This window comes from Ralstonia sp. 1138 (genome assembly GCF_040544795.1).
Taxonomy (GTDB): Bacteria; Pseudomonadota; Gammaproteobacteria; order Burkholderiales; family Burkholderiaceae; genus Ralstonia; species Ralstonia flatus.
Map to the genome: position 1 here is coordinate 63,929 of NZ_JBEPKQ010000001.1, position 19,045 is coordinate 82,973.

Annotated in this window: 17 protein-coding genes; 14 read left to right on the top strand and 3 right to left on the bottom strand. The window is 65.9% G+C overall.

Annotated elements, in window-relative coordinates; all coding sequences use genetic code 11:
• Positions 1-21 precede the first annotated feature (21 nt).
• Positions 22-1,230 (bottom strand): acyl-CoA dehydrogenase family protein, encoded by a 1,209-nt coding sequence (locus ABIC76_RS00315; RefSeq protein ID WP_354532570.1) that lies wholly within the window; start codon positions 1,228-1,230, stop codon positions 22-24.
• A 197-nt stretch (positions 1,231-1,427) separates the two neighbouring features.
• Here ABIC76_RS00315 and ABIC76_RS00320 point away from each other — a divergent pair, with 197 nt between their 5' ends.
• The 7 genes from ABIC76_RS00320 to ABIC76_RS00350 are packed head-to-tail and all read left to right on the top strand — an operon-like array spanning position 1,428 to position 8,457.
• Positions 1,428-2,519, top strand: coding sequence for an LLM class flavin-dependent oxidoreductase (locus ABIC76_RS00320; RefSeq protein WP_102067707.1), 1,092 nt, complete (start codon positions 1,428-1,430; stop codon positions 2,517-2,519).
• A 9-nt stretch (positions 2,520-2,528) separates the two neighbouring features.
• Positions 2,529-3,368 carry a class II aldolase/adducin family protein gene (locus tag ABIC76_RS00325; RefSeq protein ID WP_102067706.1) on the top strand — a complete coding sequence of 280 codons (840 nt, stop codon included), beginning with the start codon at positions 2,529-2,531 and terminating at the stop codon, positions 3,366-3,368.
• Between the two features lie 58 nt (positions 3,369-3,426).
• On the top strand, positions 3,427-4,434 hold the full coding sequence (locus ABIC76_RS00330) for an ABC transporter substrate-binding protein (protein WP_102067705.1): 1,008 nt from the start codon (positions 3,427-3,429) through the stop codon (positions 4,432-4,434).
• Between the two features lie 43 nt (positions 4,435-4,477).
• Positions 4,478-5,515: an ABC transporter permease gene (locus ABIC76_RS00335; protein ID WP_102067704.1), complete on the top strand. Its 1,038-nt coding sequence runs from the start codon at positions 4,478-4,480 to the stop codon at positions 5,513-5,515.
• A complete protein-coding gene (locus ABIC76_RS00340) occupies positions 5,509-6,309 on the top strand; it encodes an ABC transporter ATP-binding protein (protein ID WP_102067703.1) in 801 nt (266 codons plus the stop codon). The genes ABIC76_RS00335 and ABIC76_RS00340 overlap by 7 nt, the downstream gene beginning before the upstream one ends.
• A gap of 14 nt (positions 6,310-6,323) precedes the next feature.
• Entirely contained in the window at positions 6,324-7,490 is a 1,167-nt protein-coding gene (locus ABIC76_RS00345; RefSeq protein WP_354532571.1) for a c-type cytochrome, read from the top strand.
• 25 nt (positions 7,491-7,515) lie between these two features.
• Positions 7,516-8,457: an ABC transporter substrate-binding protein gene (locus ABIC76_RS00350; RefSeq protein ID WP_354532572.1), complete on the top strand. Its 942-nt coding sequence runs from the start codon at positions 7,516-7,518 to the stop codon at positions 8,455-8,457.
• Here the strand turns inward: ABIC76_RS00350 and ABIC76_RS00355 are convergent.
• On the bottom strand, positions 8,454-8,819 hold the full coding sequence (locus ABIC76_RS00355; protein ID WP_354532573.1) for a hypothetical protein: 366 nt from the start codon (positions 8,817-8,819) through the stop codon (positions 8,454-8,456). The genes ABIC76_RS00350 and ABIC76_RS00355 overlap by 4 nt on opposite strands.
• Before the next feature lie 55 nt (positions 8,820-8,874).
• Positions 8,875-9,771, bottom strand: a complete 897-nt coding sequence (locus ABIC76_RS00360) for a LysR family transcriptional regulator (protein ID WP_027678907.1) — start codon at positions 9,769-9,771, stop codon at positions 8,875-8,877.
• Between the two features lie 117 nt (positions 9,772-9,888).
• On the opposite strand from ABIC76_RS00360, the gene ABIC76_RS00365 reads away from it, so the two are divergent.
• From ABIC76_RS00365 to ABIC76_RS00395, 7 genes are all read left to right on the top strand, one after another.
• Positions 9,889-10,950, top strand: coding sequence for an SMP-30/gluconolactonase/LRE family protein (locus ABIC76_RS00365; protein WP_354532574.1), 1,062 nt, complete (start codon positions 9,889-9,891; stop codon positions 10,948-10,950).
• Between the two features lie 183 nt (positions 10,951-11,133).
• Positions 11,134-12,072 carry a 5-dehydro-4-deoxyglucarate dehydratase gene (kdgD, locus tag ABIC76_RS00370; RefSeq protein WP_354532575.1) on the top strand — a complete coding sequence of 313 codons (939 nt, stop codon included), beginning with the start codon at positions 11,134-11,136 and terminating at the stop codon, positions 12,070-12,072.
• A 27-nt stretch (positions 12,073-12,099) separates the two neighbouring features.
• On the top strand, positions 12,100-13,671 hold the full coding sequence (locus ABIC76_RS00375) for an aldehyde dehydrogenase (NADP(+)) (RefSeq protein ID WP_354532576.1): 1,572 nt from the start codon (positions 12,100-12,102) through the stop codon (positions 13,669-13,671).
• Between the two features lie 99 nt (positions 13,672-13,770).
• Positions 13,771-15,123 carry an MFS transporter gene (locus tag ABIC76_RS00380; protein ID WP_354532577.1) on the top strand — a complete coding sequence of 451 codons (1,353 nt, stop codon included), beginning with the start codon at positions 13,771-13,773 and terminating at the stop codon, positions 15,121-15,123.
• Positions 15,124-15,141: 18 nt separating this feature from the next.
• Positions 15,142-16,551, top strand: a complete 1,410-nt coding sequence (locus tag ABIC76_RS00385) for an enolase C-terminal domain-like protein (protein WP_102067695.1) — start codon at positions 15,142-15,144, stop codon at positions 16,549-16,551.
• 41 nt (positions 16,552-16,592) lie between these two features.
• Complete coding sequence (gene garD / locus ABIC76_RS00390; RefSeq protein WP_102067694.1) at positions 16,593-18,194, top strand: galactarate dehydratase; 1,602 nt, start codon at positions 16,593-16,595, stop codon at positions 18,192-18,194.
• Position 18,195: 1 nt separating this feature from the next.
• A complete protein-coding gene (locus ABIC76_RS00395) occupies positions 18,196-19,041 on the top strand; it encodes an NAD-dependent epimerase/dehydratase family protein (protein WP_102067693.1) in 846 nt (281 codons plus the stop codon).
• The last annotated feature ends 4 nt before the right edge of the window (positions 19,042-19,045 follow it).

Consider the following 19,045-nt stretch of genomic DNA (forward strand, 5'->3'; position numbering starts at 1 on the left):
GACTTGATGGGCGACGTCCAGCTAAACCCCGAGCGCAGTGCGGCCGGCTGCCAGCAGGATGGAATCGTTCTGCGGCGTGTGGATGCGGCTGCACAGCACATCGCGATAGTGGCGCTCGAGCGGGTTGTGGCGCGACAGCCCGTGGTTGCCGGACAGCTGCAGCGCCAGCTCCACGGCGCGGATCGCGTTGGTGGTGACGGTGTACTTGAGCAGCCCGCTGTCGGTCATGGAAAGCGGCGAGCCGGCATCTGCGGCCTCAGCTGCGTGATCGAGCAGGACGCGGTTGGTGCGCAGCGCGGCGGCGATCTCGCCCGCGGCTTCCTGCATGCGCGGCAGCGTGGCCAGCGGCCCGCCCAGGTTGGCCGGCGCACGCGTGTTCAGGAACGCGACAAGCCAGTCGCGCGCGGCCTGGGCCACGGCGTCGTACAGGCTGCCGAGCAGCACGTTCATCCAGGCTTGCTGGTCGAGCTGCGCGCTGGTGTCGGCTTGTGCTGCGCCGTGTACCGGCCATTCGGCAGCAGGGCGGATGTCGACTGCGTGGTCGAGCGGAATCTCCACATCTTCGAGGATGACGTCGTGGCTGCCCGAGGCACGCAGGCCGAGGTGGTTCCAGGTTTCTTCAATGCGGATGCCCGGTGTTTCCGGCAACGGCCGCGGCACGAGAAAGATCCCCACGCGCGGCTCGGCTTCATCGGTGCGGCCCCACACGGCAAGCCAGCGCAGGGCAGGGCTGCCGGTGCTGTAGAGCTTGCGGCCCCGGATGCGCCAGTTGTTGCCCACGCGCGTCGCCACGGTGGCGGGCAAGCCACCGCGTGCGGGCGTGCCCAGGTCGGGCTCCACGCGCAGCGCGTTGATGAGGGCGCCTTCATTCAGGGCGGTGGCAAATACCTGTTGCCTGACATGCGCCGGCCAGCGTGTATCGGCACGCGCGATGGCGCGGTGCTGAAGGTACGTCATGGTCAGCACCAACGCGGTGGCTGCATCGGCATGCGCGATGGACGCAATGATCCGCCGTGCCGTCTGCAGGCCGGCGCCGCCACCGCCATGCGTTTGCGGGATGACCTGTGCAATCAGGCCCGAGGCGTGCAGCAGCGCAAAGTTGTCGTGGGGGAAGCTGCCCTGCAGATCATGCTCTGCGGCCGACGCGGCCAGCTGGGGAGCAATGGTGGCCAGCACTTCGGCAAGCCGGTCGGGCGGCGTTGGCAGGCGATGCAAGGGAGCGGGCGACATGGCGATGCAATGTGCGAAGCAGGTGACATTGGCGCACAGCGTATCCGGGTTGCCACGCGCCGCGAACGACCTATGCCGTATATGCAGCGTTGAAATTATTCGTTAGTGCAATGCTGGTGGTGACGTAACTTCATTCGCATTCATGGCGGGGCACATTGCCTCGCAAGTCTTCTAACGATATGCGGAATGGAGCCAGCATGAGCGTCGATTTCATCGGCATGATCCAAAGCCAGAAGCAGTCGGAAATTCACCCGCCCGATCCGAATGGGCCCGTGATCGACCGCGATTACGTACGTGCCTTTGCACAGGCGCACGAGCAGGCCGGCTTTGATCGCATCCTCGTGCCGCACCATTCAACGGGGCCGTCGGCCACGCTCACGATTTCGTATGCAGCCGCGTTGACGGAGCGCATCCACTTCATGCTTGCGCACCGGCCCGGATTTACCAATCCGACGCTGGCCGCGCGCCAGATCGCCACGCTGGATCAGTTCACCGGTGGCCGCCTGGGCGTGCACTTCATCTCGGGCGGCTCCGACAGCGAGCAGCGTCGCGATGGCGATTACCTCGACCACGACCAGCGGTATGCACGCACGGACGAATACCTGGGCATCCTGCGGCGCATCTGGACAGAGTCGAAGCCGTTCGACCACGAGGGCACGTTCTATCGCTTCGAGCAAGGTTTCTCTGAAGTGAAGCCCGCGCAGAAGCCCCATGTGCCGATCTACTTCGGTGGTGCTTCGGACGTGGCCGTTGAGGTGGCCGGCAAGCATGCCGACGTGTATGCGCTGTGGGGCGAATCGCTCGATCAGGTGCGCGATCTGACAACGCGCGTGCGGGCCGAAGCCGCCAAGCACGGGCGCAGCATCCGGTTTTCTGTGTCGTTCCGCCCAATCCTGGCGGAAACGGAAGACGCCGCCTGGGCACGGGCAGAGAACATCCTTGAGCGGACGCGCGCGCTGCGTGTGCAGCAGGGCTACAGCCGAGGCGGTCCGCAACAGAGCGAGGGCGCACGCCGCCTGCTCGCGGCTGCCGAACAAGGCGAGCGCGTCGACAAACGTTTGTGGACGGCCATCGCCAAGGAAACCGGCGGACGTTCCAACTCCACTGCGTTGGTCGGCACGCCGGAGCAAGTGGCCGATGCGCTGCTCGACTACTACGACCTGGGCGTCACCACCTTCCTGATCCGCGGCTTTGATCCGCTGGAAGACGTGGTGGATTACGGCCGCACGCTTATCCCGCGCGTGCGCGAGCTGGTCGCGCAGCGTGATGCGCAGCGCAAGGCCGCGTGAGGCACGGGCATGAGCGCAGTCCTTTCCATCGAGCGCCCGGCATCGTCCACGCTCAAGCTGAACAGCACGCCGCAGCAGAAGTTCTGGTTTGATCCACCCGCCACGCGGCCGACGCTCGAGGCCGAGCGGCGCCATCGGCAGGAGCGCCTTGCAGGCGCGTTCCGCCTGTTTGCGCGGCACGGCTTCGACCTCGGGCTGGCGGGGCACATCACCGCACGCGATCCGGAGTTGACGGACCACTTCTGGGTCAACCCGCTGGGGGTGCATTTCTCGCGCATCAAGGTGTCGGACCTCCTGCTCGTGAACGCGCGTGGCGAGACCGTCATCGGCAACCGGCCGCTCAACAAGGCGGCGTTTGCGATTCATGCGGCGATTCACGAAGCGCATCCGCACATCGTGGCTGCGGCGCACACCCATTCGACCTACGGGAAGGCGTGGTCGACGCTGGGCCGGCCGCTGGGTCCGCTCACGCAGGATGCATGCTCGTTCTATGAAGACCATGCGCTGTTCGACGACTTCACCGGCATGGTGGTCGATTCCAGCGAGGGCGAGCGCATCGCGCATGCGCTGACCAAGCCCGACGGCGCCACGCACAAGGGCGTGATCCTGAAGAACCACGGCATTCTCACGGCCGGCCCGACGGTGGAAGCCGCGGCATGGTGGTACATCGCGCTGGACAACGCTGCCCACACGCAACTGCTGGCCGAGGCCGCCGGCACACCGCAGCCGATCGATGCCGCCACGGCGCGCCACACGCACAGCCAGGTGGGCGGGCAGGAGGGCGCGCTGCACGCATTCGAGAGCCTGTACGCCGGCCTGGTCGCTGCCGAGCCGGACGTGCTCGATTAAGCCGGCGCCTGACAGAACAGGTCGAACACATCGAACACATCATCACGGGGAGCATTCAATGAGCGAAGAGACAGCGGGCATCTCGCGCCGCAAGCTATTGCACGCAGCGGCCGCCACGGCGCTGGCCGCACCGGCATTGATCCTGGGCCGCAAGGCCTACTCGCAACAGCGCAAGCTGACGTTTGCCTGGAACCAGAACTCGTTTTGCCTGACGCCCATCGTGGTGGCGCAGGAACGCGGCTTCTTCGAAAAGAACGGGCTGCACGTCGACCTGATCAACTACAGCGGCTCGACCGATCAACTGCTCGAATCCATCGCCACCGGCAAGGCCGATGCGGCAGTCGGCATGATTCACCGCTGGCTCAAGCCGCTGGAGGCGGGCTTCGACGTGAAGATCATCGGCAGCTCGCATGGCGGCTGTGTGCGGCTTGTCGGTTCCAAGGCGGCGGGCGTCACGAACCTGGCGGCGCTCAAGGGAAAGACCGTGGGCGTGAGCGATCTTGCCGCGCCGGGCAAGCACTTCTTCACCATCTTGCTGGCCAAGAACGGCATTGACCCGGACAAGGACATCACCTGGCGCCAGTACCCGGCCGACCTGCTGGGCGTGGCGGTGGACAAAGGCGAGATCCAGGCGATTGCCGACGGCGACCCGAACCTCTACCTCCTGGAGAAGCGCACGAACGGTGCCTATGTGGAACTGGCCACGAACCTCTCAGGTGAATACGCGCGCAAGGTCTGCTGCGTGATCGGCGCTCGCGGTGAACTGGTCCGCAATGACCGCCCGACGGCATCTGCACTGGCGCGCTCGATTGTGCAGGCCACGGATTTCGTCAACGAAAACCCGAATGAGGCCGCCAAGGTGTTTGCCAAGTATTCGCCCAAGGTGGCGCTGGACGACTTGCGCAAGCTCTACGCCACGCTCACGTACACGCATCACCCGACCGGCGTCGACCTGCGCGACGAGATCGCCTTCTACGCGGAAGACTTCCGCCGCATCGGCGTCATCAAGAAGACCACCGATCCGCAGCGCCTGGCGCAGCACGTGTACGTGAATGTGCTGGCCTGACGCACGGCGCGTGAGCACGTGAGTACATGAGGAACACATCGACATGAGCACCATCCCGCAAACACTGGAGGCGCCCGCCGCGCTCTCCAACCCATTTGCCGATGCCGTCGAGCGCGGAGGGGCATGGCGCACCGGCGCTGTGGCCGCATTGGCCTGGGCCGCCTTCGGGCTGCTGACGTGGCGCTGGCCCAACCACGTGGTCGGCTTCAGCGACTGGGCGTTCACGGCGGAGCTGGGCGTTGCCGCGTTGATTGTTGGCATTGCGCTGTTCGTGGTGGCGCTGGCGGGCGGCCATGTGGCCCCGTTGCGCCCCGTGCAGGAAGCGCTGCATCCGGCCGGGCCATGGCTGATCGCCGTGCCTGCGGTGCTGGCGTTGTGGGAGGTGCTGACGGCCAAGTCCGGTGCATTGCCTACGCCGTTCTTTGCACCGCCACAGGCATTGATCGAGGTCTATTCGGAAGACTGGCCGCGTCTGGGCGACAGCGTGTTGAATACGCTCAAGCTGCTCGGCATCGGTTATCTGCTCGGCGCGTTGACGGGCTTTCTGGTGGGCGTGTCGATCGGCTGGTCGCGCGCAGTGGGCTACTGGGTGCATCCGGTGCTGCGCATTCTGGGGCCGTTGCCGGCGACGGCGCTGTTGCCGATCACGTTCTACTTCTTTCCGTCGAGCTATTCGGCGGCGGCTTTCCTGATCGCCCTGGCTTCCGGCTTTCCGGTGGCGGTGCTCACGTGGTCCGGCGTGGCGGGCGTGAGCAAAAGCTACTACGACGTTGCCCGCACGCTGGGCGCATCCAACGCATTCCTGGTGTTGCGTGTGGCGATTCCGGCAGCGCTGCCGCAAGTGTTCGTGGGTCTGTTCATGGGGCTGGGCGCCTCGTTCACGGTGCTGGTGACGGCGGAGATGATGGGCGTGAAGTCGGGCCTCGGCTGGTACCTGACCTGGGCGCAAGGCTGGGCATCGTACGTCAACATGTATGCCGCGCTGATTGTCATGGCGCTGCTGTTCTCCAGCATCATCACGCTGCTCTTCAAGGTGCGTGACCGCGCGCTGGTCTGGCAGAAGGGGACGCTGAAATGGTAGCCGTGCTGGAACGCGAGGCACCGCCACCTGCGGCCACAGCCGGGGCACGCATCGACGTGCAGGGCGTTAGCCACTGGTTTGGCAGCCGCGCGAATCCGCTGCAGGTGCTCGACGGTGTGAGCCTGACCATACCGCCGGGCGAATTCGTTGCGCTGCTTGGGCCAAGCGGCTGCGGCAAGTCCACGCTGCTGCGCCTGATTGCGGGGCTGGAGCCGCCCACGCGCGGCCGTATCCTGCAGGACGATGCGCCCATCAACGCGCCGGACCCGTCGCGCGTGGTCGTCTTCCAGGACCCGACGCTCTACCCTTGGCGGCGCGTGTGGGACAACGTTGCGCTGGGCCTGCAAGCGCGCGGCGTGCTCAACGCAGAGCGTGACCGCGTGGACGATGCGCTGGAACGCGTGGGCCTGGGCGGCTTTCACCGGGCGTTTCCGCATGAGCTGTCGGGCGGCATGGCGCAACGCGTGGCGCTGGCGCGTGCGTTGGTCAACGATCCGCAATTGCTGGTGCTGGACGAGCCGCTGGGCAAGCTGGATTCACTCACGCGGCTGGCCATGCAGAGCGAGCTGGTGACGCTGTGGCAGCGCGCGCGCTTCTCGACCGTGCTGGTGACGCACGATGTGGAGGAGGCGCTGTTCCTGGCGCAGCGCGTGGTTATCTTCAGCCCGCGCCCGGCGCGCATCACGGCGGAACTGACGGTGGATCTGCCTTACCCGCGCCATCGCGGCGACCCGCGCTTGAGCGCGTTGCGGCACGAGGCGCTCGGTCATCTCGGCCTCGGCGAGACCTGGTAGATGGCGGCACCATCATGAGCGGACCGGAAGCGACGGTCTGGCTCAACGCGCTGCTTGGCTTTCTGCAATGGGCGCAGCACGGCGTGCTGGTGCTGCTGCACACGCTGGGGCTGACCGCCGAGGCGCACGGGCAGCCGGCATGGCCGTGGGACGTGCGCATCGCCGGCGAGACCCTGTTGATCGATCTCGGGCAAGCGCGGCAGCTTGGCCTGACGCTGATTGCCTTGATGCTGGCGTTGGTGGCCGTCATGATCGCCGTGCTCGTGCGGCGGTGGCGGCCGGTGTCATCCGGTGTCGCGGCGGGCCTGCTTGTGGTGGCGCCGTGGCCGTCGGCGGTGGTGGTGGCGCCCGCCGTGCCGACGAGCTTCCATGTGAGTCCAACGGCGTTTTCGGTGGCGTCCATCACGCAGGGCACGCGCATCTACAACGCCGCCTGCGCAAGCTGCCACGGCGCAGACGGCCGGGGCGAAGGCCCGTTGGCCGCCACGCTCACGCGCTGGCCACCTACGGTGGTCGGCCCATTGCTTGGCCGTCATGCCGATGGCGAGCTGTTCTGGCATATCGCCCACGGCATGCAGGACACGCAAGGCGCATCCACCATGCCTGCATTTGCCGATCGACTGAGCGATGCCGATATCTGGGCCGCACTCGACGCCATGAAGGTGCTGGCTGCGCGTGGCGGCGTGCGTGCCGGCGGCTGGCCACTGCCCGTGGCGCTGCCCGCGTTGTCCGTGCGCTGCGCAGACGCGCTGCCTCAATCCCTGGCGACGTGGCGCAACGGCCAGCGCGTGCGGGTGGTGGCGGTGGATGCGGCATCGCGCACCGACATCCCGCTGGAAGATCCGCGTTTCCAGACGTTGTTGATTACACCGGATGGCACGTTGCCGCCGCCAACGCGCGCTTTTGAGGCGCGTTGCGTGGCTGCAGGCGCTGACGCCTGGAACGTTTTCGCCACCATCGCCGGCGCCGAGCCCCAAGCGTTTTCCGGCACGCAGTTGCTGGCCGATCGCAACGGCTGGTTGCGTGCACGCGGCGCACCGGGCACGACGTGGTCCGATGCCGATTTCCTCTGCACCTCCGCTGCACGCGAAACCGCCCGCAGCACGAGCGGCCTCGATTCCTTGATCGCCCGCATGGACGCCGAACCGGTGCGCTATGTGAAAGGCGGCTTCATCCACTGACCCTCAACCGCATCGCTCCATCACCATGCCGCAACATCGACGACGTTTTCTGCAATCCACGCTGGCGCTCGCTGCCGCGCCTGCCTTGTCCATCGCGCAACCCCGCCTCGTGCTCAAGGCGGGAGACCAGAAGGGTGGCCTGCGCGCGCTGCTGGAAGCGGCCGACGCGCTCAAGGGCGTGCAGTACGACATCCAATGGACCGAGTTTCCGGCGGCCGCTCCGCTGGCCGAAGCGCTCAACGCGGGTGCCGTCGACCTGGGCCCGATTGGCGATGCGCCAGCCATCTTTGCCTTGGCGGCGGGTACGCGCATCAAGCTGATCGGCGCCAACCGATCAGACCCGTACGGCACGGCGGTGCTGGTGCGGCCCGATTCTCCGTTGAAGAGCGCGGCAGATCTGAAGGGCAAATCCATCGGCACCAACCGCGGGTCGATCGGGCACTTCGTCGCGCTCAAGGCGTTGGAATCGGCAGGGCTGGGTCCGGACGATGCCAGCTTCCGCTTCCTGCCGCCGGCCGATGCCAAGCTTGCGCTGGTCAACGGGTCGATCGATGCGTGGTCAACGTGGGAGCCCTACACGGCGATGGCCGAAACGGCCAAGCATGCGCGCGTGCTCGTCAGCGGGCGCGGGTTGTGGTCGGGCCTCAGCTACCTGGCAGCCACCGACGCTGCGCTGGCGGCCAAGCGCGATGCGCTGCGCGACTTTTTGCAGCGCGTGGTGCGTGCGCAGGTGTGGTCGTACCAGCATGTCGACAGCTTTTCGGCCACGCTGGCCCGCATCATCGGCATCGCGCCGGAGGCTGCGCGGCTGCAGTTCGCACGTCGACAGACGGTCTGGCGCGCCATCGATCCGCAGCTCATTGCGGAGCAGCAGCGCACGGCCGATTTCTACGTGAAGGTGGGCCTGCTCAAACAGCGGCTGGAGGTGGCCACCACGTTTGACACGGGGTTTCCGCTGATCGCCTAGCGGGCGTTGCCCGAATGGGATTCCGCGCTGGGCCGCGAGCCGCCATGCGGGCCCGCCGTACCCGGCGCTTCTGCGACGTTCTTGGGCAGGTTGGTGGCCGGCGTGACAGCGTCTGGCGCGTTGTTGCCGCCCTTGCCAAAGCGCGCCGCCAGACGGTCCTGCACTGCGGTCAGCTGCGCCTGCTCCTGCGCTTTCTGGGCGCGCTCCGTCTCGGCCTGTTGGGCGGTGGCGGCCTGCTCAGCCGGTGTGGGCGGCGGCAGTTTGCCGTGGGCGGGGTGCGACAAGGCAACCACGGTCAAGCCGATGGCCGCGGCGGCGAGCCAGATGGCGGTGCGTGGAATGGTCGGGGGTGTTTGCGGCATGGCGGTCTCCGGATCGGGATCGCCATGCCTGCAGCAAGTGCGGTGCCGTGTGAGTTCAGCGCCGCTCGGCGAGGGCGTTGTGCAGCACCGTCTTGAGCACGTTGAAGACGGGGTTGTCGTTGTCCTTGCGATAGGCCATCCAGAGTTCCACCGGCTTGGCCGGCGTCGTGCGCACCGGGCGATAGACCACGCCCTCGAAGTGCAGCATGGCCGCTGCTGCGGGGATGAGCGCCACGCCAATGCCCGCACGCACCAGCGCCAGCATCGAGTGGATCTGGCTGACGTATTCGACGATGTCGGGCAGCACCTCCGCACGCTCCAGCAGGCTGCTGACCATCTGGTGGAAATAGCGCGCCTCGTATGGCGAATACATCAGCAGTGGCTGGCCCTCGCAGTCTCGCAGGCTGGGGCGTTGCGGCCAACTGTCGGCCACCGCTTCCGGCAGGGCGATCACGAGCGCTTCCTGCGAGCACGGCACGGCAATCAGCTCGCCATGCTCCACGGGCGGGCGCAGCAGGCCGACGTCGATTTCACGCGCATCCAGCGCCGCGAGCTGCGCGCCGCTCACCATCTCCTTCAGCGTCAACCGCACGCCCGGTGAAGCGGCCCGCACGGCGCTCACCAGAGAAGGCAACTTCCCATAGCCGACCGATGCGGTAAAGCCGATCGCCAACTGCCCGGCAGCGCCCGTTGCCACGCGCCGGGCCGTGGCCGCCGCCTCGTCTGCCAAGCGCAGGATGCGCGATGCGTCGGGCAGAAAACTGCGCCCCGCCGCCGTCAGCTTGACCGAGCGGCTGTTGCGCTCCAGCAGCTCGGTACCGACCTGGTGTTCGAGCAGGCGGACCTGGCGCGACAGCGGCGGCTGCGTCATGTGCAGGCGTTCTGCCGCCCGCCCGAAATGCAGTTCTTCGGCCACGGCGACAAAGCAGCGGAGTTGGCTGAGTTCAAACATCGATTCAAAACCTGTATGGATTGAGTCAGTGCTTATCTTGAAGCGGAAAGATCGCCGGTGCAAGAATCGGCTCGCCCTTCGGCCTGAAGGGCCAATGACAACCCTCAGGAGACGAGCATGTCCATGGAAAGCGCCGAAATTGGCCGTCGCAGGTTTCTCAAGAACATGGCGGGAGTTGGCCTTGCAGCGGCCAGCGGTCTGGCCGGTGCGCAGAGGGTCGAAGGGTTCAAGCCGAACGCGCGCTACCCCGACATGGCAGTGGAAGTGCTCGACCCGAGCTTCCTGAAATACCGGCTCTACAGCAGCTCGGTCGAGCAACTGGCCACCGGGATGCGCTGGGCCGAAGGGCCCGTTTACTTTCCCGCCGGGCGCTACCTGCTGGTGAGCGACATTCCGAACAACCGCATCATGAAGTACGACGAGACGAACGGCGCGTTCAGCGTGTTCCGCGAGCCGTCGAACTACGCCAACGGCAATACGCGCGACCGGCAAGGTCGCCTCGTTACGTGCGAGCACTCCGTCACGCGCCGTGTCACGCGCACCGAATTCAACGGCAGCATTACCGTGCTGGCCGATCAATACCAGGGCAAGCGGCTGAACGCGCCCAACGACATCGTCGTCAAGTCCGACGACAGCATCTGGTTCACCGACCCGACGTTCGGCATCAACGGCAACTGGGAAGGCTTCAAGGCGCAGCCGGAGCAGGCCACCACCAACGTCTACCGAATCGATCCGAACGGCAGCCTGCGCGCGATCATTACCGACCTCGTCAACCCGAATGGGCTGGCGTTCTCGCCCGACGAGAAGAAGCTCTACGTGGTCGAGTGGAAGGGCACGCCGTCGCGCAGCATCTGGAGCTACGACATTGCGCCCGACGGCACGGCCTCCAACAAGACCAAGCTGATCGACGCCAACGGTGCGGGTGCGCTGGATGGCTTTCGCGTCGACAAGGATGGCAACCTCTGGTGTGGCTGGGGCTCGGATGGGCGTCTGGGCATCAACTCCGCCGACTACGACGGCGTGAAGATCTTCAATGCGCACGGCAAGCCGATCGGCTTCATCCACCTGCCGGAACGCTGCCCGAACCTGACCTTCGGCGGGCCGAAGAACAACCGCCTCTACATGGCGAGTTCGCACTCCCTGTATGCCCTTTACGTGGAGACCGAAGGCGCGGTGTGACACTGCGGTGACCAAGCGCGGCCGCCCCGTCACGTGCGGTCGCAGCATTGGCGTCGTTGACCTAGGGAAGACCCTGTATCAATACAAGTTCTGTATTAATCGAGTTAGTAGTTGGCTTGGACTTGAATCGATCCCGATGCAAGAATTCGCTCACCAACAACACGCATTCATCACGAGCGAGACATGTCCCGATACAGCCCTAAAGAATTCGCCCAACAGATCGGCTCCGGTCTTCTGTCCTTCCCGGTCACGCACTTCAAGGCCGCAGACCTGTCGTTCGACGAGGCAGCGTATCGCGCCAACCTGAGCTGGCTGTTCAGCCACGAAGCCGCCGGCCTGTTTGCCGCGGGCGGAACGGGTGAGTTCTTCTCGCTCACCGCGGCTGAGACCGACCGCGTGGTGCGCGCAGCCGTGGCTGAAACCGGCGGCAAGATTCCGGTGATCGCCCCGGCGGGCCGTGGCACGGCTGAATCGATCGAATACTGCAAGGCGGCTGAAGCTGCCGGCGCAGACGGCATCCTGCTACTGCCGCCGTACCTGACCGAAGCGTCTGCCGACGGCGTGGCCGCGCACGTGGAGCAGGTCTGCAAGTCGACCAAGCTGGGCGTGATCGTCTACAACCGCGCCAACCAGGTCCTCGACGAGAACCACCTGGAACGCCTGGCCGACCGCTGCCCGAACCTGGTCGGTTTCAAGGACGGTGTGGGCGACCTGGAACTGATGACCCGCATTTACGCCCGCCTGGGCGACCGTTTCACCTACGTCGGTGGCCTGCCGACGGCCGAGACGTTTGCACTGCCGTACCTGACGATGGGCGTGACGACGTATTCGTCGGCCATCTTCAACTTCGTGCCGAAGTTCGCGCTAGAGTTCTACGCCGCCGTGCGGGCTTTCGACAATGCCAAGGTCTACAAGATGCTCAACGCGTTCGTGCTGCCGTACATCCAGCTGCGCAATCGCAAGCGCGGTTACGCGGTGTCGATCGTCAAGGCCGGTATGAAGGTCATCGGCCGTGACGCGGGTCCGGTCCGTGCTCCGTTGACCGACCTGACCGACGCCGAGATGGCAGAACTGTCGGCGTTGGTGTCGCGCATTGCCGAAGTCGAAAAGCTGGCGGCCTGAGCGCAACCGAAAACACAAGGAATCCTTATGCAATTGAGCGGCGAACTGTTGTTGGGTGCTGCCCGCGTAGCGGGTGGTGCCGGCAAGGTTCGCGCCATGAACCCCGCCACCGGGGAATGGCTCGAACCTGAATTCACCCTGGCCTCCAAGGCCGAGGCCGCACGTGCCGCTGAACTGGCCGCCGCGGCTTTCGACGTTTACCGCGAGACCGCGCCGGAAGCCCGCGCAGCGTTCCTGGAAGCCATCGCCAGCCAGATCGAAGCGCTGGGCGACGCGCTGATCGAACGCGCCATGGCCGAGTCGGCACTGCCGCGTCCGCGCCTGGAAGGCGAGCGTGGCCGCACGTGCAACCAGCTGCGCCTGTTTGCAAGCGTGGTGCGTGCGGGCGATGCCGTGGGCGCCCGTCTCGATTCGGCCTTGCCGGAACGCAAGCCGCTGCCGCGCTCGGACCTGCGCATGCGCCGCATTGCACTGGGCCCGGTCGCCGTGTTTGGCGCGAGCAACTTCCCGCTGGCGTTCTCGGTGGCGGGTGGCGATACGGCATCGGCGCTGGCAGCCGGTTGCCCGGTGGTCGTGAAGGCGCATCCGGCGCATCCGGGTACGTCCGAACTGGTGGGCCGCGCCATCCAAGCCGCAGTTGCGCAGTGCGGGCTGCCGGAGGGCGTGTTCTCGCTCATCCAGGCCGACAACGATGTGGCGGGCGCACTGGTGGCGGATCCGCATATCCAGGCCGTTGGCTTTACCGGTTCGCGCGCCGGCGGTCTGGCGCTGCTGCGCATTGCGCAGGCACGCCCGCAGCCGATTCCCGTGTATGGCGAGCTGAGCGCCATCAACCCCGTGTTCCTGCTGCCCGATGCACTCGCCAAGCGTGGTGCTGCGCTGGGTCAGCAGTACGTGGCATCGCTGACGATGGGTGCGGGCCAGTTCTGTACGAACCCGGGTCTGTTGCTTGCCATCGATGGGCCGGAACTGGATGCCTTTGAAGCGGCTGCCGCTGCCGCCATGGGCGACGTGGCTGCACAGCCGATGCTCACCGCCGGCATCCACAGCGCCTACACGCGCGGCGTCGACAAGCTGGCCGCCGAGGCAAACGTGCGCTGCGTCGCGCGCGGGCAAGGCAGCGACCAGCCCAACCGCGGGCAAGCCGGCTTCTACGTGACCGATGCAAAGAGCTTCCAGGCGCAACCGACGCTGCACGACGAGATCTTCGGCGCCACCGGCCTGGTCGTGCGCTGCCGCGATGCAGAAGAGCTGCGCGCGCTGGCCGAATCGCTCGAAGGCCAGTTGACCGCCACGCTGCATCTGGACACGGGCGACACGGCGATCGCACGTTCGCTGCTGCCGATTCTGGAACGCAAGGCGGGGCGCATTCTCGCCAACGGCTGGCCGACCGGCGTCGAGGTGTGCCACGCCATGGTGCATGGCGGCCCGTGGCCGGCAACGACGGATGCACGCACGACTTCGGTCGGCACGGCAGCCATCGAGCGCTTCCTGCGCCCGGTGTGCTACCAGGATCTGCCGGCCGAACTGCTGCCCGAAGCGCTGCAAGACGCCAACCCGCTCAAGCTGCGCCGCCTGGTGGATGGAAGCTGGGCTTGAAGTCGTAACACTCGATTAGCAAAAACAACACGCCGGGCCGCACAGGACCCGGCAATTTGATCCTGCTGGCACGACGGGTGCCGGCTCAAGGAGGAGACGATGGACATCAAGGCCCCCGCAGTGGGAGCGCAGGCCGTGCCGCGCGCTGAGCGCATGAGCCGTGTGCGTTTCATGATCCTCGCGATGCTGTTTATCGTGACGACCATCAATTACGCCGATCGCGCGACCATCTCGATTGCCGGCTCGGCCATGCAGAAGGAACTCGGCATCGATGCGGTGTCGCTTGGCTATATTTTTTCGGCGTTCGGCTGGGCTTATGTGATCGCGCAGATCCCAGGCGGCTGGCTGCTCGACCGCTTCGGTTCGAAGCGCGTCTACACGTTCAGCATTCTGTTGTGGTCGCTCTTCACGCTGGCGCAGGGAGCGATCGGCTTCTTTACCGGTGCCGCGGCCATCGTGATGGTGTTCTGCCTGCGCTTTCTGGTGGGCGCGGCCGAGGCGCCGTCCTTCCCGGCGAACAGCCGCATCGTGGCGGCGTGGTTTCCGGCCAATGAGCGCGGCACCGCAGCCGCCATCTTCAACTCTGCGCAGTACGCTGCCACGGTGGTGTTTGCTCCGCTGATGGCCTGGCTGGTGCACGCGTTCGGCTGGCATCACGTGTTTATCGTGATGGGCGTGATCGGCATCGCCATGGCGATCGTGTGGAGAGCCTTCGTGCACGAACCGAAGGACCACCCGGGCGTGAACCGTGCCGAAATCGAGTACATCGAAGCCGGCGGCGGTCTGGTCAACATGGACCGCGCGGGCGTGGCCAAGAGCGAGGGTCCGAAACTCGGCTATGTGAAGCAGCTCCTGCAGAACCGCATGCTGATGGGCGTGTACATCGCGCAGTACTGCATCAATGCGCTCACCTACTTTTTCATCACGTGGTTCCCGGTGTACCTGGTGCAGGCCCGCGGCATGTCGATCCTGAAAGCGGGCTTCGTTGCGTCGATTCCGGCGGTGTGCGGCTTCCTGGGCGGCATCCTCGGCGGGATCATCTCTGATGCGCTGCTCCGGCGTGGTGCCTCGCTGTCGGTGGCGCGCAAGGTGCCCATCGTGCTGGGCATGCTGCTCTCCATGACCATGGTGATCTGCAATTACGTCGACGCGCAGGCCGTCGTGGTGGCGGTGATGGCGCTGTCGTTCTTCGGCAAGGGCCTCGGTGCGCTGGGCTGGGCGGTGAACTCCGATACGGCGCCCAAGCAGATTGCGGGCTTGTCGGGCGCGCTGATGAACACCTTCGGCAACCTGTCGAGCATCACCACGCCCATCGCGATCGGTTACATCGTCAACACCACGGGTTCGTTCAACGGTGCGCTGGTGTACGTGGGGATCCACGCGCTGGTCGCCATCGTCTGCTACCTGTTCATGGTCGGCGAGATCAAGCGTGTGGAACTCAAGCCGCTGTAAGCCACGGGAGCCAAGTCAGTGACGTTGCAATCGATCGAGTCCGGCGCACGCACGCACACACCGCGGGTGACGGAGATGCAGGTGATTCCCGTCGCGGGCCGCGACAGCATGCTGCTGAACCTGTGCGGCGCGCATGCTCCGTTCTTTACGCGCAACCTCGTCATCCTGAAGGACAACGCCGGGCGCACCGGCGTGGGCGAGGTGCCGGGCGGGGAGGGCATCCGCCAAGCGCTGGAGCGGGTGATTCCGCTGGTGGTCGGTCAATCGATCGGTCGTACCAACGGCGTGCTGAACAGCATCCGGCGGGCGCTGGCCGGTGGCGGCAATGCCGCGCATCAGGCGACCGTGCACCAGGTGACCTCAGCTTCGGAAGCCGCCGTGCTGCGCCAGCCGCACGAGATCAACCTGCGCATGGACAATGTCATCACGGCGGTGGAAGCGGCGCTGCTCGATCTGCTTGGGCAGTTTCTGGAAGTGCCGGTGGCCGAGCTGCTGGGCGCCGGTCAGCAGCGCGATAGCGCCCCGATGCTCGCCTATCTGTTCTACGTGGGCGACCGCCGCAAGACCGATCTGCCGTATCTGGATGGTGCGAATGCTGCCGACGACTGGCTGCGCCTGCGCCACGAAGCCGCCATGACACCCGCCGCCATCGCGCGCCTGGCCGAGGCGGCCACCGAGCGTTACGGTTTTGCCGATTTCAAGCTCAAGGGCGGCGTGATGCGCGGTGCGGATGAGATGGAAGCGATCGCCGCCATCAAGGCGCGCTTTCCGCACGCTCGCGTCACGCTGGACCCGAACGGCGCGTGGTCGCTCAACGAGGCGATTGCGCTGTGCAAGGGCCAAGGGCATCTGCTGGCCTATGCCGAAGACCCGTGCGGCCCCGAAGCCGGCTATTCGGGCCGCGAGGTGATGGCCGAGTTCAAGCGCGCCACCGGCATCCCGACGGCCACCAACATGATCGCGACCGACTGGCGGCAGATGGGCCACGCCGTGCAGCTGCACGCGGTCGATATTCCGCTGGCCGATCCGCATTTCTGGACCATGCAGGGCTCCGTGCGCGTGGCCCAGTTGTGCGACGAGTGGGGCCTGACGTGGGGCTCGCATTCCAACAACCACTTCGATGTGTCGCTGGCGATGTTCACGCATGTGGCCGCCGCCGCGCCCGGCAACATCACGGCCATCGATACACACTGGATCTGGCAGGAAGCCGAGGAGCGCCTGACGCGCGAGCCGTTGCGCATCCAGGGCGGCCACGTGGCCGTGCCGGAGCGCCCGGGCCTCGGCATCGAAATCGACATGGAGCGCGTCATGGCCGCCCATGCGCTGTACAAGACCCTGGGCCCTGGCGCGCGCGATGACGCCATGGCCATGCAGTACCTCGTGCCGGGCTGGACGTATGACCCGAAGCGCCCGAGCCTGGGGCGCTGAAAAGAAGCCCGTTTGAGTTTGAATCAATCACGGAGTCTGTGATGTCTGAACCGACGCTGGCCCCTGAGGCCGGCAACGCAACTGAAAAGGCGCTGACGATCCGCGTGCACGACGGTGACAACGTCGCCATCGTCGTCAACGCACGCGGCTTGCCCGCCGGCACGGCACTGGCCGATGGCACGGTGCTCGTCGAAGGCGTGCCGCAAGGCCACAAGGTGGCGCTGGTCGACTTGGCCGAAGGCGACGCGATCGTTCGCTACAACGAAGTGATCGGCTATGCCGTGAAGCCGCTGCCGCGCGGTAGCTGGGTCAACGAGCATGCGGTCAAGCTGCCGTCTGCGCCCGCGCTGGATGAATTGCCGCTGGCCACACGCCCCGATCCGAAGCTCGCCAAACTGGAGGGCTATACCTTCGAGGGCTATCGCAACGCAGACGGCACGGTGGGCACGAAGAACGTGCTGGGCATCATGACCAGCGTGCAGTGCGTGGCGGGCGTGACGGATTACGTGGTCGGCCGCATCAAGCGCGAGCTGCTGCCGCGCTTTCCCAACGTCGACGATGTGGTGGCGCTCAACCATGTGTACGGCTGCGGTGTCGCCATCAACGCACCGGCCGCCATCGTACCCATCCGCACGCTGCAGAACCTGGCGCTGAATCCGAACTTTGGCGGCGAGATCATGGTGATCGGCCTGGGCTGCGAAAAGCTCGTCCCGGAACGCCTTGTGCCGGAGAAGCTTGCGCCGGGCGGGCGCATTCCGATCGAAGTGGCCGGCACCGCAGATTCGCCGGTGCTGCGTCTGCAGGACGAAGCCTTCGACGGCTTCATCGGCATGACCGACGCCATCATGGAGATGGCCGAGCGCCGCCTGGAGCATCTCAACAAGCGCCAGCGCGAAACCTGCCCGGCCTCCGACCTCGTGGTTGGGGTGCAGTGCGGCGGCAGCGATGCGTTCTCGGGCGTGACGGCCAATCCGGCGGTCGGCTTTGCAGCGGACCTGATCGTCCGTGCAGGCGGCACCGTGATGTTCTCGGAAGTGACCGAGGTGCGCGACGCCATCCATCTGCTCACGCCGCGCGCCATCGATGAAGACGTCGGCCGTGCGCTGCTGCGCGAGATGGCGTGGTACGACAACTACCTCAGCGGCGGCCAGACTGACCGCAGCGCCAACCCGTCACCGGGTAACAAGAAGGGTGGCCTGTCTAACGTGGTGGAAAAAGCGCTGGGTTCGATCGTGAAGTCGGGCAGCACGCCCATCGTCGATGTGCTTGGCCCCGGTGAGAAAGTGCGTCGCAAGGGCCTGATCTTTGCTGCGACCCCCGCGAGCGATTTCGTGTGCGGCACGTTGCAGCTGGCGTCGGGCATGAACCTGCAGGTCTTCACGACCGGCCGTGGCACCCCGTATGGCCTGGCTATGGCGCCGGTCATCAAGGTGTCGACGCGCAAGGCGTTGTCCGAGCGCTGGCATGACCTGATCGACCTTGACGCGGGCCGCATCGCCACCGGCGAAGCGACCATTGCCGACATCGGCTGGGAACTGTTCCACCTGATTCTTGACGTGGCGAGCGGCCGCAAACAAGTCTGCGCAGACAAGCTCGGTTTGCATAACGCGCTGGCCCTGTTCAACCCCGCCCCGGTGACCTGATATGACCACTGAAATGAACGTTCAAAACGATCCGCTCGACGGTGTGACCACACGCTGCCACCGCCTGCTGCTGACTGGCGCCGCAGGCAACCTCGGCAAGGTGCTGCGTGAGCGCCTGCCCAAGTACGCCGATTCTTTGCGCTTGTCTGATATATCAAATCTGGGCGAAGCACGCACCGGCGAAGAGATCGTGCCGTGCGACCTGGCTGATGCGAAAGCCGTCGATACGCTCGTCGCCGGGATCGACGCCATCGTGCATCTGGGCGGCGTGTCGGTCGAGCGGCCGTTTGAAGAGATCCTGCCGGCCAATATCGCAGGCACGTACAACCTGTACGAAGCTGCCCGTCGTCATGGCGTGCGGCGCATCGTGTTTGCCAGCTCCAACCACACCATCGGTTTCTACAAGCAGGGCGAGGTGATCGACAGCACCGTGCCCACCAAGCCCGATGGCTACTACGGGCTCAGCAAGGTCTTCGGCGAACAGCTCGCCAGCTTCTATTTCGATCGCTACGGCATCGAGACGGTCGCCATCCGTATCGGCTCTTCGTTTGCCGAAGCGAAAGACCGCCGCATGCTCGTCACCTGGCTCGGCTACGACGACCTGGAGCAACTCATCCGCCGCGCGTTGTTCGTGCCGGGTGTGGGCTTTACGGTGGTCTACGGCATGTCGAACAACCGCGACCATTGGTGGGACAACCGCCACGCCGCGCATCTCGGCTACCAGCCTACGCAGACGAGCGAGATCTTCCGCGGGCAAGTCGAAGCGCAACCGCCGCTGCCTGCCGATGATCCGGCCGCGCTGTATCAGGGCGGCGCGTTCGTCAAAGCCGGCCCGTTCGGAGACTGAAGCA

Excerpts from the sequence above, each read along its gene's own strand:
- ABIC76_RS00375 (WP_354532576.1), top strand. The coding sequence starts at position 12,100 with ATGCAATTGAGCGGCGAACTGTTGTTGGGTGCTGCCCGCGTAGCGGGT.
- ABIC76_RS00395 (WP_102067693.1), top strand. The coding sequence starts at position 18,196 with ATGACCACTGAAATGAACGTTCAAAACGATCCGCTCGACGGTGTGACC.
- garD (WP_102067694.1), top strand. The coding sequence starts at position 16,593 with ATGTCTGAACCGACGCTGGCCCCTGAGGCCGGCAACGCAACTGAAAAG.
- ABIC76_RS00355 (WP_354532573.1), bottom strand. The coding sequence starts at position 8,819 with ATGCCGCAAACACCCCCGACCATTCCACGCACCGCCATCTGGCTCGCC.
- ABIC76_RS00340 (WP_102067703.1), top strand. The coding sequence starts at position 5,509 with ATGGTAGCCGTGCTGGAACGCGAGGCACCGCCACCTGCGGCCACAGCC.
- ABIC76_RS00360 (WP_027678907.1), bottom strand. The coding sequence starts at position 9,771 with ATGTTTGAACTCAGCCAACTCCGCTGCTTTGTCGCCGTGGCCGAAGAA.
- ABIC76_RS00335 (WP_102067704.1), top strand. The coding sequence starts at position 4,478 with ATGAGCACCATCCCGCAAACACTGGAGGCGCCCGCCGCGCTCTCCAAC.
- ABIC76_RS00365 (WP_354532574.1), top strand. The coding sequence starts at position 9,889 with ATGTCCATGGAAAGCGCCGAAATTGGCCGTCGCAGGTTTCTCAAGAAC.
- ABIC76_RS00315 (WP_354532570.1), bottom strand. The coding sequence starts at position 1,230 with ATGTCGCCCGCTCCCTTGCATCGCCTGCCAACGCCGCCCGACCGGCTT.
- ABIC76_RS00380 (WP_354532577.1), top strand. The coding sequence starts at position 13,771 with ATGGACATCAAGGCCCCCGCAGTGGGAGCGCAGGCCGTGCCGCGCGCT.
- kdgD (WP_354532575.1), top strand. The coding sequence starts at position 11,134 with ATGTCCCGATACAGCCCTAAAGAATTCGCCCAACAGATCGGCTCCGGT.
- ABIC76_RS00320 (WP_102067707.1), top strand. The coding sequence starts at position 1,428 with ATGAGCGTCGATTTCATCGGCATGATCCAAAGCCAGAAGCAGTCGGAA.
- ABIC76_RS00330 (WP_102067705.1), top strand. The coding sequence starts at position 3,427 with ATGAGCGAAGAGACAGCGGGCATCTCGCGCCGCAAGCTATTGCACGCA.
- ABIC76_RS00325 (WP_102067706.1), top strand. The coding sequence starts at position 2,529 with ATGAGCGCAGTCCTTTCCATCGAGCGCCCGGCATCGTCCACGCTCAAG.
- ABIC76_RS00345 (WP_354532571.1), top strand. The coding sequence starts at position 6,324 with ATGAGCGGACCGGAAGCGACGGTCTGGCTCAACGCGCTGCTTGGCTTT.
- ABIC76_RS00350 (WP_354532572.1), top strand. The coding sequence starts at position 7,516 with ATGCCGCAACATCGACGACGTTTTCTGCAATCCACGCTGGCGCTCGCT.